Annotated in this window: 15 protein-coding genes; 11 read left to right on the top strand and 4 right to left on the bottom strand. The window is 64.5% G+C overall.

The window, feature by feature from the left end; translation table 11 throughout:
• Positions 1-316 precede the first annotated feature (316 nt).
• From EOB80_RS29115 to EOB80_RS29105, 3 genes are all read left to right on the top strand, one after another.
• A complete protein-coding gene (locus EOB80_RS29115; protein WP_164762760.1) occupies positions 317-1,102 on the top strand; it encodes a ParB N-terminal domain-containing protein in 786 nt (261 codons plus the stop codon).
• Positions 1,103-1,197: 95 nt separating this feature from the next.
• Positions 1,198-1,980: a hypothetical protein gene (locus EOB80_RS29110; RefSeq protein ID WP_127331316.1), complete on the top strand. Its 783-nt coding sequence runs from the start codon at positions 1,198-1,200 to the stop codon at positions 1,978-1,980.
• Positions 1,981-2,457: 477 nt separating this feature from the next.
• Complete coding sequence (locus tag EOB80_RS29105) at positions 2,458-2,898, top strand: hypothetical protein (protein ID WP_127331314.1); 441 nt, start codon at positions 2,458-2,460, stop codon at positions 2,896-2,898.
• On the opposite strand, the gene EOB80_RS29100 is transcribed toward EOB80_RS29105, so the two are convergent.
• Entirely contained in the window at positions 2,871-3,296 is a 426-nt protein-coding gene (locus EOB80_RS29100) for a hypothetical protein (RefSeq protein WP_127331312.1), read from the bottom strand. The genes EOB80_RS29105 and EOB80_RS29100 overlap by 28 nt on opposite strands.
• Positions 3,297-3,567: 271 nt before the next feature.
• Here EOB80_RS29100 and EOB80_RS29095 point away from each other — a divergent pair, with 271 nt between their 5' ends.
• The 3 genes from EOB80_RS29095 to EOB80_RS29085 all read left to right on the top strand — a co-directional run bounded on the left by EOB80_RS29095 (position 3,568) and on the right by EOB80_RS29085 (position 6,032).
• On the top strand, positions 3,568-3,750 hold the full coding sequence (locus tag EOB80_RS29095) for a hypothetical protein (protein WP_127331310.1): 183 nt from the start codon (positions 3,568-3,570) through the stop codon (positions 3,748-3,750).
• Between the two features lie 297 nt (positions 3,751-4,047).
• Positions 4,048-5,727 carry a cyclic nucleotide-binding domain-containing thioredoxin-disulfide reductase gene (locus EOB80_RS29090; protein ID WP_127331308.1) on the top strand — a complete coding sequence of 560 codons (1,680 nt, stop codon included), beginning with the start codon at positions 4,048-4,050 and terminating at the stop codon, positions 5,725-5,727.
• A complete protein-coding gene (locus tag EOB80_RS29085) occupies positions 5,724-6,032 on the top strand; it encodes a UBP-type zinc finger domain-containing protein (protein ID WP_027161196.1) in 309 nt (102 codons plus the stop codon). The genes EOB80_RS29090 and EOB80_RS29085 overlap by 4 nt, the downstream gene beginning before the upstream one ends.
• A gap of 89 nt (positions 6,033-6,121) precedes the next feature.
• Here EOB80_RS29085 and EOB80_RS29080 read toward each other — a convergent pair whose 3' ends face one another.
• The 3 genes from EOB80_RS29080 to EOB80_RS29070 form a co-directional block, all read right to left on the bottom strand.
• Complete coding sequence (locus EOB80_RS29080) at positions 6,122-6,496, bottom strand: YkvA family protein (protein WP_127269768.1); 375 nt, start codon at positions 6,494-6,496, stop codon at positions 6,122-6,124.
• Positions 6,497-6,586: 90 nt separating this feature from the next.
• A complete protein-coding gene (locus EOB80_RS29075; RefSeq protein ID WP_013528612.1) occupies positions 6,587-6,769 on the bottom strand; it encodes a hypothetical protein in 183 nt (60 codons plus the stop codon).
• Positions 6,770-6,896: 127 nt separating this feature from the next.
• Complete coding sequence (locus EOB80_RS29070; RefSeq protein ID WP_127331306.1) at positions 6,897-8,891, bottom strand: transcriptional regulator; 1,995 nt, start codon at positions 8,889-8,891, stop codon at positions 6,897-6,899.
• A gap of 253 nt (positions 8,892-9,144) precedes the next feature.
• On the opposite strand from EOB80_RS29070, the gene cysK reads away from it, so the two are divergent.
• The 5 genes from cysK (at position 9,145) to EOB80_RS29045 (ending at position 13,377) form a co-directional block, all read left to right on the top strand.
• Complete coding sequence (cysK, locus tag EOB80_RS29065) at positions 9,145-10,233, top strand: cysteine synthase A (RefSeq protein ID WP_127331304.1); 1,089 nt, start codon at positions 9,145-9,147, stop codon at positions 10,231-10,233.
• Between the two features lie 13 nt (positions 10,234-10,246).
• Positions 10,247-11,734 carry an aspartate aminotransferase family protein gene (locus EOB80_RS29060; RefSeq protein ID WP_127331302.1) on the top strand — a complete coding sequence of 496 codons (1,488 nt, stop codon included), beginning with the start codon at positions 10,247-10,249 and terminating at the stop codon, positions 11,732-11,734.
• Between the two features lie 49 nt (positions 11,735-11,783).
• On the top strand, positions 11,784-12,140 hold the full coding sequence (locus EOB80_RS29055) for a hypothetical protein (RefSeq protein ID WP_127318989.1): 357 nt from the start codon (positions 11,784-11,786) through the stop codon (positions 12,138-12,140).
• A gap of 125 nt (positions 12,141-12,265) precedes the next feature.
• Positions 12,266-12,637: a hypothetical protein gene (locus EOB80_RS29050; RefSeq protein ID WP_027040247.1), complete on the top strand. Its 372-nt coding sequence runs from the start codon at positions 12,266-12,268 to the stop codon at positions 12,635-12,637.
• 113 nt (positions 12,638-12,750) lie between these two features.
• Positions 12,751-13,377, top strand: coding sequence for a CDGSH iron-sulfur domain-containing protein (locus EOB80_RS29045; protein WP_127331300.1), 627 nt, complete (start codon positions 12,751-12,753; stop codon positions 13,375-13,377).
• Positions 13,378-13,437 lie beyond the last annotated feature (60 nt).

The raw sequence follows: 13,437 nt of genomic DNA, 5'->3' as shown, positions 1-13,437 counted from the left end.
CGGAGGCGACTTCCCCCTCCACTGGCACTACCAAGGCGACTTCATATCCCACTTGGACCTACGCAGGGGCATAACCCCCCTACTAGGACTACGCAACGCTCCTCCCCCAGACCGACCGACCCTGTGCAGACCCGACGGGCACCCCGTTGCTCCTTCCGGGGGCGCTTGGAGGTGTCGCCGCAAAGCGTTCTCGCTGCGCGTTTGGGTTGGTCGGTCTTGGTGAGGTGCGAGCTTAGAAATGTCTCGGCGCGTGTCTGCCTATCCGTGTCTTTCCCGGTGGACAGGTGGGTCGACGACCACAACAGAAGGAGCGAGAATGAGTGCTGGAGATGACCTCCAGGAATTGACAGATCAGTTCACAGGAGCCGTCACAGGTCCCCCGGAGTTGCACCTACAGGACATCGAGACAATGCCCGCGTTGTTCCAACCGAGAGGCGGGATCAGCGAGCGGCATGTGTCGGAACTGGTCAAGGCAATCAAAGCAGTTGGAGCCCTCGACCCGGTGACCGTCTTGATGGTCGGATCAAGGTTCGTCCTGATCGACGGGCACCACCGCATGGAAGCTTACGGGGCCGCTCAATGGGTCCGACCCGTTCCCGTCAGGTATTTCGAGGGGACCCCTGAAGAGGCCGTTCTGGCGGCTGGAGAGGCCAACTCCAAGGCCAAGCTGCCGATGGACAACACCGACCGTCAGAACTTCGCGTGGCGGCTGGTGCTGATCGACCGGCATAGCATTGCGAAGGTGGCCAGAGCTTCAGGCATCTCGGCAGCTCAAGTGACCATCATGCGACGCGCTAAGAAGACCTTGGGGGAACAGGCGGGGGACCATGCGACGTGGTTCAGGGCCCGCCTTGCGGCCAACGGAAAGGACCTTGTGATTGACCCCAACGAGAAGGACGAATGGATGGAACAACTCGCGGACAGGTACGCTGATGAGCTGACCAAGAAGTTCTCGACCAAGCTGGCACTTAACCCTGAAGTCGCTGCTATGGCCCTGGCGAGCTACTTCGGGCGGAAGCTGCCCGAGGTCTACGGGTTCCTCAGGGAGCATCTGAGCGAGTACGACAGAACGGCCATTGAGGTCGACAATGACGAGTTCTGAGGCCTGACCTCCCTAATCACTACGCTCCCTACTTTAGGGAGGCAGAGCGTTCCAGCCGGGGCGCTCTTTCCATTTCAGAGGCACGAAAGGAGACGATGAGCCCAGATGAGAAAGCGTTGGTCACGCTGAGGTCGCCCAGATGGGACCCGAACGACCACGTTGATAACTACGTCACCCATGAGGCCGTCGCGGCGTTCATGGCGCAATACCTCGATCGGCACCCAGATGGGCGACCGATGTACCAGAAGAGCAGCCCGGTTGCCCCGTGGCAGGGGCCAAGGAACGCAGCCGGCGACCAGACCTACCTCCCGTCGCTATGGGCAATCCTTGACACCGTGGCCGAAGCCCGTCGCCTTACGCCCATACAGGTGGTGCATCTGGTGATGACGTCGACCGACAACGAGAGCTACACCGCAGACGACTGGGACCAGATGGTTGAGGGCAAGAGGCTCGCAGCCAAGGTCCGCCAGGACGAAGAGCGGCGAAGCAAGCGGCATAAGCTCGACCTCGACGACAGAGCCGAGCGGGGAGGCCGAGAGCGGCTGACGCTCGACCACATACCGGGTCAGCGGGTGATCCCCGACGAGGCCCTTCCACAGCGCGCGAAGATGCGCCGAACGAAGTCACTGAAGGCAGCACATGAGAGAAGGAACTTGAGACGAAAGACAGCGGAGCCAATCGTAGTCCAGCCGCGCAAAGCAGAGTGGCGCGCGATGAGCCCTGAACAGGTCAGGGAGTATCACCAGACCATAGACCGGCTGGTGACGATGGGGACCCTCGATCCGTTCGCGGTCGATGAGGTCGAGAACCCCGAGGGATCACCCATTGCATATCTCTATCGCATGGGTCGGATGACCTCAAAGGGCGACCGGGCATGAGGTGGGACGAGATCAGGCGGCGGGATTGGGTTGCGACCTACCCGACGCGGGAAGCGGCCCTTGCCTTGGTCGATTGGATCAAGGCCGACGACTGGCAGACCACCTACGAACTCGACAAGCGCCTCGAAGGGATCGGCATCACGTGGACGACCAGCTTCAACGCGGCAGTAGCGCGATGTTTCGAAGTCTATGGCTATCCTGAGTTGGATGCCGCTGCGTGGGGAAGGCGACTTGCTGAGGTGTCGATGAGACCCACAGCGCCTCGTACAGAGTCTGCCGGAGGCAGCGGCGGCCTTTCCGAACCATCTACGCCAGCAACCCCTAGCGCGCGTCCTGAAGGCCCCCAGATGGCCACCTATGGGTTCACGCCTCGTCGCTGACCGCGTCCATCACCACCACCATACCATCCCAAGCAGACCAAGCCTCGGAGCAATGCCGCTCCGGGGGTTCACACCAACAATGAAGGAACGAAACGAAATGACCGACTACATCGACAACCCGAACAAGTACCAGACCGACCAGACCGCCCTCGGGCAGGCCATGATGCGGGCTCAGGCTGCACAGGCCGAAGCTGACAGGGCCAAGCACGATGCGCTTGCCGCCGAGGCGACGGAGCGAGCAAAGCAGGAAGAGATTGCGCGCGCCGTCGAGCTTTCTGTTCGGAACAATGCCCAGCTTCAGGCTCAGCGCATGGGTGTGAAGACCCAAGGGGCGATCCGGTCTCAGGAGGTCGGGGTTGTCCCGCCCATGGCTGAGGTCGAGAAGACCACGGTCAGGGTTCTCGGCGGTATCGAGGTCAGCTACGCCCAAGCCAGGGACATGGCCGAGGTCGGGCAGATCACACAGGCCGAGTTCAACAAGGCTGTGGTCGACGGGCTGGCGGCACGCGGTTACGCCGCGCCGAAGTCTTTCGGGTAGCCTCGGGGGCCGAGAGTGACGAGGGGGCTTCGGCCCCTGAGTTGCCCGCCGGGGAAGATGAGACCGAGACCGACGATGAGAAGGAAGAGAAGCAGCATGCCGAGTTTGTGCGTATGGCCGACCAGAGCCTTGACCGCTTCAGAGACACCCACAGCGAGGCCCAACAACAATTCATTGTGGACGCCTACGTCGAGACCGGAGAGATACCGACCGGTGAAGCCTTCGGCATCGAAGAGGTTGAGGCGGCTGTGGTCATGGTTGCTTTCGAGCAGCATCTGGACCGCAATGTGCTTCGGCAGCATGGGCTGAACCTTCAGACGTATTTTGAGCACGTCGACGAGGCTGACCTCCCGGCGCTGCGCAGGGCTGCGGCAAAGGGTGAGTGGCACGTCTTCCATGGGCATGCCCAAGCGATAGCTGCCGCCCGGAAGAACGGTTCCGCGTACAGCAGCGACTGAGACCCTGACCACCCTCGATGCATCGCCCCAAGAGGTGCGTCGAGGGGCGGTCCTTCAGCGGGCAGAAATCACCCCCACTGGGGAGACGTCTCCTCCAGCGGAGCAGTTCCGCTAATGCATTGAATTTATTTGATTTGACGAGTTTGGCGGCTGCCCGCTATCCGATCCTCAGTCACGCCGGGCGGGCGAGACGACCAGAGGAGAGGGACCAATGAGGAGCATCGACTACAGCACCCTTGAAGCGGACGTGGCCGAGTGGATCAAGAGCCACGTTGAGCGCGTCAAGGAATACTGCGGCGAGGGCGAGGCCTATGCCGAGGCGGTAAGGTTGCTCGACGATGACCCGTGGCAGGCCCTCCAGTGGTACGTTGAGGACATGCGAGGGCAGGCTTGACCGAGGTCCACCGATCAGCCATCTTGGAGGTCCACCCCAACCCGGACCCCCGGAGACGCTAGGACGCCTCAATCCCTTGGCACGTAAGGCTTTGCGCCAGATCGGCAGGCGGTTCGATACTGCCCTGTCTCGCCTCTTCTGGGCACCAAATTCCCGTTTCGAACCATTCGCCGGTTCAGAAACTTAGAGAAAAAGCCCGGCTCGTCCGGGCTTTTTCTCTTCAGCCAACCTCCCCTTCCGGCCAGTCCCCTCACAAACCGCTTCAAACTCCGCGCCCGCTTCGCTACGCTCAAAGCCATGGCTCAATCCACCACCCAGATCTTCGGTGCCCGCCGCGACCAGGCGTTCCCCACGCTGGCCGAGGTGGATATCGACCGCATGCGCCGGTTCGGCGAGGCCAGCGCCTATGCCGCCGGCGAGCACATCATCGAAGCAGGCGATGTGGCGCCCGGTCTGATCGTCGTGCTGTCGGGCAGCGTGGACATCACCCAGGACGGCGGGCTCGGCCGGCGCGAGACGATCGTCACGCATGGCCCAGGCAGCTTTGTCGGCGAGCTGGCGCAGCTTTCGGCCCGGCCCTCGCTGGTCAATGCGCAGGCCGCCGAACCGGTGGAGGCATTCGTCATCGCCTCGCAGCGACTGCGCGACCTGATGGTGCAGGAGGCCAATCTCGGCGAGCGCATCATGCGGGCGCTGATCCTGCGCCGCGTCGGGCTTTTGGAGAGCGCCACCAGCGGGCCGATCATCATCGGACCCCAGGACAATGCCGACGTGTTGCGCCTGCAGGGCTTCCTCGCCCGCAGCGGCCAGCCGCATCGCGTGCTCGATTCCGGCAGCGATCCCTGCGCCAAAACCCTGGTAGAACGCTTCGAGGTCGATCCGCACCACCTGCCGATCGTGCTCTGTCCAAACGGCAGGCTGCTGATGAACCCCGGCGAAAAGGACCTCGCCCGCTGCATCGGCCTGCTGCGGCCGATCGATGCCGAGACGGTCTATGACGTGGCCATCGTCGGCGCCGGCCCGGCGGGGCTGGCGGCGGCGGTCTATGCGGCCTCCGAAGGCCTATCGACGATCGTGCTCGACTGCCGTGCCTTCGGCGGACAGGCCGGCGCCTCCTCGCGCATCGAGAACTATCTTGGTTTCCCCACAGGCATTACCGGCATGGCGCTGATGGCGCGCGCCTACAACCAGGCGCAGAAATTCGGCGTCGAAATGGTCATCCCGGACGAGGCGAAGCTTTTGAGCGCCGCCTCCGACGCGTCAGGCGCCCGCTATCTGCTCGATGTCGGCGATGGCGAGACCGTGCGCACGCGCAGCGTGGTGATCGCCAGCGGCGCGCGCTATCGCCGCCTCGACATCGCCAATCTGGCGCGGTTCGAGGGAACGTGCGTGCATTACTGGGCGTCGCCCATCGAAGGGCGGCTTTGCGCGGACCAGGAAGTGGCGCTGGTCGGCGCCGGCAATTCGGCCGGGCAGGCGGCTGTCTACTTGGCCAGTCATGCGCGCAAAGTGGCGCTGCTGGCGCGCGGCGGCAGTCTCGATGCCAGCATGTCGCGCTACCTGGTCGAACGCATCAAGGCGCAGCCTAACATCGAGGTGCTGACCGGGACCCAAATCGAGGCGCTGGACGGCGAAGAGGGCAATCTTGGCTCGGTGCGATGGCGCAACCGCGCCAGCGGCGCGGAAACGACGCGCCCGATCCGCCATCTCTTTCTCTTCATCGGCGCCGACCCGAATACCGATTGGCTGGCGAATTGCGATGTGGCGCTGGACGCCAGGGGGTTCGTGCGCACCGGATCGGAGTTGGGATCGGCGCAGATGGAGACCAGCCGCAGCGGCGTGTTCGCCATCGGCGATGTCCGTTCCGGTTCGGTCAAACGCGTCGCGGCGGCTGTCGGCGAAGGCGCCCAGGTGGTCGCGGCATTGCACGCCTATCTCGCGCGCGCGGACGCACCTCAAACAGCAGGGAGACCATGATGGATGAATGCAGGCATACGCGCGACATCAGGAAGGTGACGCCGAGCGCCCTCGGCTGCGAGGAGTGCCTGAAGAGCGGGTCGCAATGGGTGCATCTGCGGCTCTGCCGCACCTGCGGCCATGTCGGCTGCTGCGACGACTCGCCCAACCGTCACGCCACCAAGCATTTCCACGCCACCAAGCATCCGATCATCGAGGGCTACGATCCGCCGGAAGGCTGGGCATGGTGCTATGTCGACGAGGTGTTTGTCGACCTCGGCGACGACGTGACCCCGCAGAACGGCCCGATCCCGCGCTTTGTTTGAGCGGCGCCGCATGGCGACGGAATCCCGAGAAAAGCGCGATCCGTCCGGGCTTCATTGGCGGCGGTTTCCCCTGCTGAACGGCCTGGCAGTCAGTCGGCGAAATACAGATATCCCAGCCACCCGGCCAGCACGATCGAGGCAGTCCAGATACAAACAATGATCACCGCCGCGTAGCGGCTCACCGGCCTGTCGGCGGCCAGCGCGGCGGTCTTTCTGTGTTCCGCCATCACCTCGGGCGGTATCATCCTGACCACGGCAAGGACGCCCAAAGGGACAAGGATGACGTCGTCGAGATAGCCGATCACCGGAATGAAATCGGGGATCAGGTCGATTGGCGACAAGGCATAGCTTGCAACACACACGGCAAGCGCCTTGGCGTACCAGGGCGTTCGGGGATCGCGAGCGGCGAGGTAGAGCGCATGCACATCGCGCTTGATCGTTCGGGCCCACTCATTCAGTGCCATCGGATGATTTTAGCGCCAAATGAAAACCGCCGATAGCGCACGCCAGGCGCCCGCCTCCGACAGCATCTCGAAGAGCCGATGACCGCCGGTCTACCGCACGGAGCCGGTGACGGTCGGGTCGATCATGCTGGGAACGGATTTGCGTTCGTTGCCGGCAAGCGCCGCTATGATCAGCAGGCTGGCAACCACCGGGACAAACAGGATGGCAACGCGAGCTTGCACGTAAAAGATGGCGCGCCATTCATTGCGCTTGTCGGGGCTGTTGCTCATCATACTCACTTTGTCGGTCCCCCACGCGGTGACATAGCCGCGAACGGTTAAACAACTCCTTCCGACTTCGTTAACCCGGCGGATTTGAGGCGAAATTCCCAGGCGATCCCAGAGATGGCGATGCCAGGCTTCAGTTCAGCCCGATAAGCCTGGCGCCCTGCCGGAACAGCGCCACGGCGTCGGGCTCGAAGCGGAAGGTGCCGATGAAATCGTCGGCGCAATAGTCCGGCCTTGTCTTGCGGATGGCGGCGGCGAAGCCGCGCGCCTCGTCGAGCCGTCCGGCCAGCGCCAGGCAGTGCGCGGCGATCGCCAGTATGATGGCGTGGGCGTTGGGCCGCGCCGCCGCCTTCAGCGCCCACTCGGCCGCTTCCTCGAACTGGCCGAGCCGGACATGCGCCATGGCGCGTGCGCCCAGCATGCCGAACAGCAGCGGGTCGAACGGGCTGAGATGGCGCGAATGATCCGAAGAGCCTATCGCCGCTCGCGGGTCGCCCGACTGCGAATGCACGAAGGACAGCGCGTAGTGGCCAAGCGCGAAGTTGGGGCTGAGATCGACAGCCCGCTCGAGTTCGAGCAGCGAGCCGTCCTGCTCGCCGCGCAGCCACAGCGCCCGGCCCATCGCCCAATGCGCGGCCGGATTGTGGTCGTCGACCAGCAGGCTGTGTCCGGCGCTCTCGAAGGCCAGCGCGCTTTCGCGGTCGCGGTCGCCCCAGCGCTGGAAGGCGTTCTGCCAGTGGGTGAAGGACAGGCCGGCATAGGCGCGGGCAAAGGTCGGGTCGAGCTGCAAGGCCTGGGCAAAGAAATGCCGCGCCTGTTCGTTTTCCGCCTGGGTGAAGCGGTACATGTGCCAGAGGCCGCGATGGTAGGCCTCCCAGGCGTTGAGCGAGCTGGGCGCCTTCAGCATGGCGCGGTTGCGCTCGACGGTTTCGATCTCGGCCGAGATCGAGGAGACGATGCTGTTGCCGATGTCGTCGAGCACGGAAAAGATGTCATCGGGCCTGCGCTCGAAGGTCTCGGCCCAGATGATCCTGGCGCTGCGCACCTCGATCAGTTCGACGCTGACGATGAGGCGGCCGGACGGGCTGCGCACGGTGCCGGTGGCGACATAGTCGACATTCAGCCGGCGGCCGGCATCCTCGGGCGCGATGTTCTGCTCTGCCAGCGCAAACACCGATCCGCGCGCGATGACGAAGAAATCCCTGAGCTTGGCCAGGCGGGTGATGATGTCGTGGGTGAAACCGTCGGCCAATCCGCCGCGCGTGCCGCCACTCTCCTCGACAAACGGCATCACCGCCAGCGAAGCGTGGCTGGGCTCGACCGGGCCGGGTGCGGTGGGCGTGGTGGCCACCAGTGGCGATAGCGTGGACAGGCCGGCCGGCTGTGTCCGTAGCGAGGCTCCGGGCCGTTGTTCACGGATCGCCTGCCAGGCCGCGCGAAGCGGTGCGAAATCGAGCTCCTCCGACCGGAACAATCGCTCCGCCGAAGCCAGGTGCTGCTCTGCCGTGGCGACCTCGCCGCGCCCGGCCAGATTGGACAGCAACGCCAGATGTCCGCGCGTGTCGAACGGCGCCAGTTCCACCCATGTGTCGAGATGGGCGATCGCCTCGTCACTATGCGCCGGCAGGCTCGCGACAAGCCGTTCCAGCACGGCGGCATGGCAAGCGCTGAAGCGGCGGCGCTGCGCGATCAGCCAGCTGTTGAAATGCGGGCTGCGCTCGAGCTCCAGCCCGTCGAGGAAATCGCCGGCAAACAGTTTGGCCAGCGCCCGCAAGCGGTCGACATCAAGGCTGCCCAGCCCTTGCGAGGCGGCCTTGCTCACCTCCAGCGCATCGACCAGGCAGTCGCTCAGATCGAGTGCTACCGTGTCGCCCTGTGTCACGACCCGGTGTCGGCCCGGCGCGTCGAGTGCGCCGCGCAGCTTGCTCAGGCACCAGCGCAGCTCGCCCCTTGGATCGTTCGGCACATCCCACAGCAACTCGCACAGACGGCTGCGGCTGACAGGATGCGGCGCCAGCGCCAGATAGGCCAACAGAGCGCGCAGCTTGCGTGACGACGGCAACGTAACCGGCACATCATTGCGGGAGATCGCCAGAGTTCCGAGCAGGCGCACGGAAAGGACCGGCATGTCGCCGTCCGGCCTCGATCGGCTGGATTCCACGTGCGTTTCCACGCCTGCTCCCACGCTGGCCTGTCGGCCTCTCCTGTATCACCAAACACGACACGGCGCATCCGGCAGCGGATTTCAGCGCCGGATGCACCATTGCCGCTGTGCGGCATGTCAGTCCTAGCGCGGCAAGGTCACCAAACCTCGTCGCCCAACCCGCCGGTTTGTAACCGGCCCGTGAAGACAAAACGCGATGACAATCAAGGAGACCAAGATGTTGCAGCAGCAGAAGATCAGAACCACGGCCGGGCGCGGCCGCTTGTTCGACAGCATTCTCGACACCGTCGGCGACACGCCGGTGGTGCGCATCAACAATCTCGGACCGGCCCACGCGACGATCTACGTCAAGGCCGAGTACTTCAATCCCGGCGCTTCGGTGAAGGACCGGCTGGCGCTCAACATCATCGAGGAGGGCGAGCGCAGCGGTGCGCTGAAGCCGGGCCAGACAGTTGTCGAGGCGACCAGCGGCAACACCGGCATTGGCCTCGCCATGGTCTGCGCGCAGAAGGGCTATCCGCTGGTCGTCACCATGGCCGACAGTTTTTCGGTCGAGCGCCGCAAGCTGATGCGCATGCTGGGCGCCAAGGTGGTGCTGACGCCGCGCGCCGAAAAAGGTTTCGGCATGTACAAGAAGGCGGTGGAACTGGCCGAGGCCAATGGCTGGTTCCTCGCCCGCCAGTTCGAGACGGCCGCCAATGCCGCCATCCACGAGGCGACGACGGCGCGCGAGATCGTCAATGATTTCGCCGGCTCGCGGCTCGATTGCTTCGTCACCGGCTATGGCACCGGCGGCACGGTGGTAGGCGTGGCGCGCGTGCTGCGCCGCGAGCGTCCGGAAACCCGCATCGTGCTCTCCGAGCCGGCCAACGCGCAGCTCATCGGCAGCGGCAAGGTCCAGCAGCGCGGCGCCGATGGTGCCCCGGCCGCCAGCCATCCGGCCTTCGAGCCGCACCCGATCCAAGGCTGGACGCCGGATTTCATCCCCAACGTGCTGCAGGAGGCGATCGACACCAGCCTCTATGACGAGGTGATGCCGATCGCCGGACCCGAGGGCATCAAATGGGCCAGGGAATTGGCGCGGAAAGAGGGCATCTTCACCGGCATTTCCGGCGGCGCCACCTTCGCCGTGGCACGGCAGGTCGCGGAGAAGGCGCCGGCCGGCGCGGTGATCCTGTGCATGCTGCCCGACACCGGCGAGCGCTACATGTCGACGCCGCTGTTCGACGGCATCGAGGCCGAGATGGACGCCGACGAGATCGCCCTGTCGCGCTCGACGCCCGGCTGTCAGTTTCCCGCGGCTTGACGGGAGATCTGGTATGGACGCCATGCAAGAAAACCTCGGCCTGGTGGCCGAGGAAACGCTCGATCCCCTGGACTGGGCCGATGTGCAGGCCCTGTCGCACCGCGTCATCGACGATGCGGTCGATTATCTCCGCGATGTGCGCGACCGCCCGGTCTGGCGGGAGATGCCGGCCGATGTGAGAGAGGCCTTCTCGGCGCCGCTGCCGCGCTCGCCGGCGCCGCTTGCCGCCGTCTATGGCGAGGTCTCGCGCACGGTGATGTCCTATCCGATGGGCAACATCCATCCGCGCTTCTGGTCCTGGTATATGGGGTCGAGCAACTTCACCGGCGCGCTCGGCGACTTCCTCGCGGCCATCCAGGGCTCGAACCTCGGCGGCGGCAACCACGCCGCCGGGCTGATGGACAGCCAGGTGGTGAACTGGTGCAAGGAGATGCTGGGCTTTCCGGCTTCTGCCGGCGGCACGCTGGTCAGCGGCGGCTCGATGGCCAACATCATAGGGCTGACCGTGGCGCGCAACGTCAAGGCCGGCATCGACGTGCGCGAGCATGGCGTTGCTGCCATCGAGAAGCCGCTGCGCTTCTACGGCTCGGAGCAGATACACTCGTGCCACCGCAAGGCGATGGAGGCACTCGGCCTCGGCAACCGGGCACTGCGCCGCATCCCGACCGATGCCGGGCTGCGCATCGATATCGCTGCCTTGCGTGCGGCGATCACCGAAGACCGCGCGGCAGGGTTCAAGCCGGCCTGCGTCATCGGTACGGCCGGCACCGTCAACACCGGGGCGATCGACGATTTGCAGGCGCTTGCGAAGCTGGCACATGAGGAAGGCCTCTGGTTCCATGTCGACGGCTGCATCGGTGCACTGATCGCCATTGCGCCTGAAAACGCGCATCGCGTCGCCGGCATCGAACGGGCGGATTCGGTCGCGCTCGATCCGCACAAATGGCTGCACGCGCCGTTCGAGGTCGGCTGCGCCCTGGTCAGGGATGCCGCCGCGCATCGCGGAACCTTCGCTGTGACGCCGGAATATCTGGAATCGACGCCGCGCGGCCTCGCCTCCGGCGAATGGCTGCATGATTACGGCCTGCAGACGTCGCGCGGTTTTCGCGCGCTGAAGGTGTGGATGGCGCTGAAGGAGCACGGTGTCGAGAAATTCGGCCGCCTGATCGACCAGAACATTGCCCAGGCTGTCTACCTTGCCGGCTTGATCGAGGCCGCGCCACAGTTGCAGCTGGCGGCATCGCCGACCGTCAACATCGTCTGCTTCCGCTATCAGCCCGGTCTGACAGGCGAGGCTCTTAAGGCGCTCAACACGGAGATCATGCTGCGGCTGCAGGAACAGGGCATTGCGGCCCTTTCGGACACCACGGTGCATGGCGAGCACTGGTTGCGCGTGGCGATCACCAATCATCGCACACGGCGCGAGGATCTAGACCTTCTGGTGCATGAAACGGTGCGGCTGGGGCAAGACATCGCAACGCAGGGTTCCGCGCCTTCCTAGTTACGGGCAGGCATGCGATTCTGCCGCGATGATTCGGGAGATCCAGGCCGTGACGCTGTTTCGTATGGTTGCACTGGCGGCGCTTGTCTTCACCGCCTCTGCGCAGGCCGCCGACATGGCCTTCTTCGTGAAGAACCTGCGCAAGGAATCTGTCGCGGTCGAGCTGTTCAGCCGCGACCGTGAGACGGTCTGGCCGGGCAATGACAAGGTGTTCCTGATCGAGCCCGAGTCGCAGAAATCCGTGCCGCTGTCCTGCAATCAGGGCGAACATATCTGCTATGGCGCCTGGGCCGACGGCAATGACAGCCTCTCGGCCGGCGTCGGGCCGGACAATGACCAGCCCTGCGACACCTGCTGCTTCATCTGCGTGGAACACTCGACCGAGACGATCGATCTGGTGCCCTAGAGCGCGGAAGTGTCGTTGGACCCAAATTAAGTCAGGGATCGCTTCGTCCGGTCCACTTCCGCGATTCAGCGCTGCATGCAATGGTCGCCCCGCGGCCGGGTGGGCCGCTTATTCGGGGGGTTATCATGTTTCATGCCTATGCGCGCCGAATGCTGGCCGCGCTGTCCTTCGTCATGCTGGTTGCGTCGGCGGCGCAAGCCGACGATGTCACCTTCGCCATCAAGAACAGCCACCCGAACGCCATGCGCGTCGAGCTCTACAGCCAGGATCGCGACTATGTCTGGCCGGGCGAGGACAAGGACTATTTCCTCGACGACGGCGAGACCAAGCAGCTGCCGATATCCTGCAACGCGGGCGAATCGATCTGCTACGGCGCCTGGGTCGATGGCGACGAGGGCACCTATTGGGGCGTCGGTCCCGGCAACACGGAAAAATGCGAGGATTGCTGCTACACGTGTAGCGGCGGCGAGACCGAGGAGATCGAACTGGTCCCCTGACGGTTTGCCAGCTTGACGGTCTTCGGGCCGGAGCCATAGCCTGTGCAAATACCCAGCGCGCGCCGCCTCGAACTGTTCAGACGCGACGTGCTTCAGGCAAAAGGAGCCCAGCTATGGCCGGCATGGTCGAAAGCGACAAGATCGACGTCGGGTTTTCCGGCAAGCGCTGCATCCATTCGCGCAACTGCGTGCTCGGCGATCCGCATGTCTTCGTGCCCAACGCGCCGGGCCAATGGATCCATCCCGAAGCGGCCAGCGTCGAGAAGATCGTCGCCATCGCCGAAAGCTGCCCGTCGGGCGCCATCACCTATGTCAGGAAGGATGGCGGGCCGCAGGAGCAATCACCGGTGGTCAACACGGTGCGGCTGCGGGAAAACGGCCCGCTGGCGGTACACGCCGAGATCGTGCTCGACGGCGAGACTTCTTATCGTGCCACGCTCTGCCGCTGCGGCGCTTCGGAAAGCAAGCCGTTTTGCGACGGCAGCCACAACAAGTCCGGTTTTGCCGCCACCGGCGAGCCGCCGCTGAAGGACACGCCGGCGCTCGAAACGAGGAATGGTCCGCTGAAAGTGACGCCGACCACCAATGGCCCGCTCAAGCTTGAGGGCAATTTCGAGATCGTCACCGGAACCGGCCATACGGTCGACCGTACGCAACGCGCCTTCCTCTGCCGCTGCGGCCATTCCGCCAACAAACCGTTCTGCGATGGGACGCACAAGAAGGTGGGGTTTGTGGGGTAGCTGCGATCTCCCTCCTTGAGGGGGAAATGGCCGGCAGGCCAGAGGGGGTCGTCTCGCGTA

This window comes from Mesorhizobium sp. M7A.F.Ca.MR.245.00.0.0 (genome assembly GCF_003997415.1).
GTDB lineage: Bacteria > Pseudomonadota > Alphaproteobacteria > Rhizobiales > Rhizobiaceae > Mesorhizobium.
This window is presented reverse-complemented; position numbering and strand designations above follow the sequence as displayed.

What these genes read in the sequence shown, in the direction of transcription:
- EOB80_RS29115 (WP_164762760.1), top strand. Translation starts at nt 317, where the DNA reads ATGAGTGCTGGAGATGACCTCCAGGAATTGACAGATCAGTTCACAGGA.
- EOB80_RS29110 (WP_127331316.1), top strand. Translation starts at nt 1,198, where the DNA reads ATGAGCCCAGATGAGAAAGCGTTGGTCACGCTGAGGTCGCCCAGATGG.
- EOB80_RS29105 (WP_127331314.1), top strand. Translation starts at nt 2,458, where the DNA reads ATGACCGACTACATCGACAACCCGAACAAGTACCAGACCGACCAGACC.
- EOB80_RS29100 (WP_127331312.1), bottom strand. Translation starts at nt 3,296, where the DNA reads ATGGAAGACGTGCCACTCACCCTTTGCCGCAGCCCTGCGCAGCGCCGG.
- EOB80_RS29095 (WP_127331310.1), top strand. Translation starts at nt 3,568, where the DNA reads ATGAGGAGCATCGACTACAGCACCCTTGAAGCGGACGTGGCCGAGTGG.
- EOB80_RS29090 (WP_127331308.1), top strand. Translation starts at nt 4,048, where the DNA reads ATGGCTCAATCCACCACCCAGATCTTCGGTGCCCGCCGCGACCAGGCG.
- EOB80_RS29085 (WP_027161196.1), top strand. Translation starts at nt 5,724, where the DNA reads ATGATGGATGAATGCAGGCATACGCGCGACATCAGGAAGGTGACGCCG.
- EOB80_RS29080 (WP_127269768.1), bottom strand. Translation starts at nt 6,496, where the DNA reads ATGGCACTGAATGAGTGGGCCCGAACGATCAAGCGCGATGTGCATGCG.
- EOB80_RS29075 (WP_013528612.1), bottom strand. Translation starts at nt 6,769, where the DNA reads ATGATGAGCAACAGCCCCGACAAGCGCAATGAATGGCGCGCCATCTTT.
- EOB80_RS29070 (WP_127331306.1), bottom strand. Translation starts at nt 8,891, where the DNA reads ATGCCGGTCCTTTCCGTGCGCCTGCTCGGAACTCTGGCGATCTCCCGC.
- cysK (WP_127331304.1), top strand. Translation starts at nt 9,145, where the DNA reads ATGTTGCAGCAGCAGAAGATCAGAACCACGGCCGGGCGCGGCCGCTTG.
- EOB80_RS29060 (WP_127331302.1), top strand. Translation starts at nt 10,247, where the DNA reads ATGGACGCCATGCAAGAAAACCTCGGCCTGGTGGCCGAGGAAACGCTC.
- EOB80_RS29050 (WP_027040247.1), top strand. Translation starts at nt 12,266, where the DNA reads ATGTTTCATGCCTATGCGCGCCGAATGCTGGCCGCGCTGTCCTTCGTC.
- EOB80_RS29045 (WP_127331300.1), top strand. Translation starts at nt 12,751, where the DNA reads ATGGCCGGCATGGTCGAAAGCGACAAGATCGACGTCGGGTTTTCCGGC.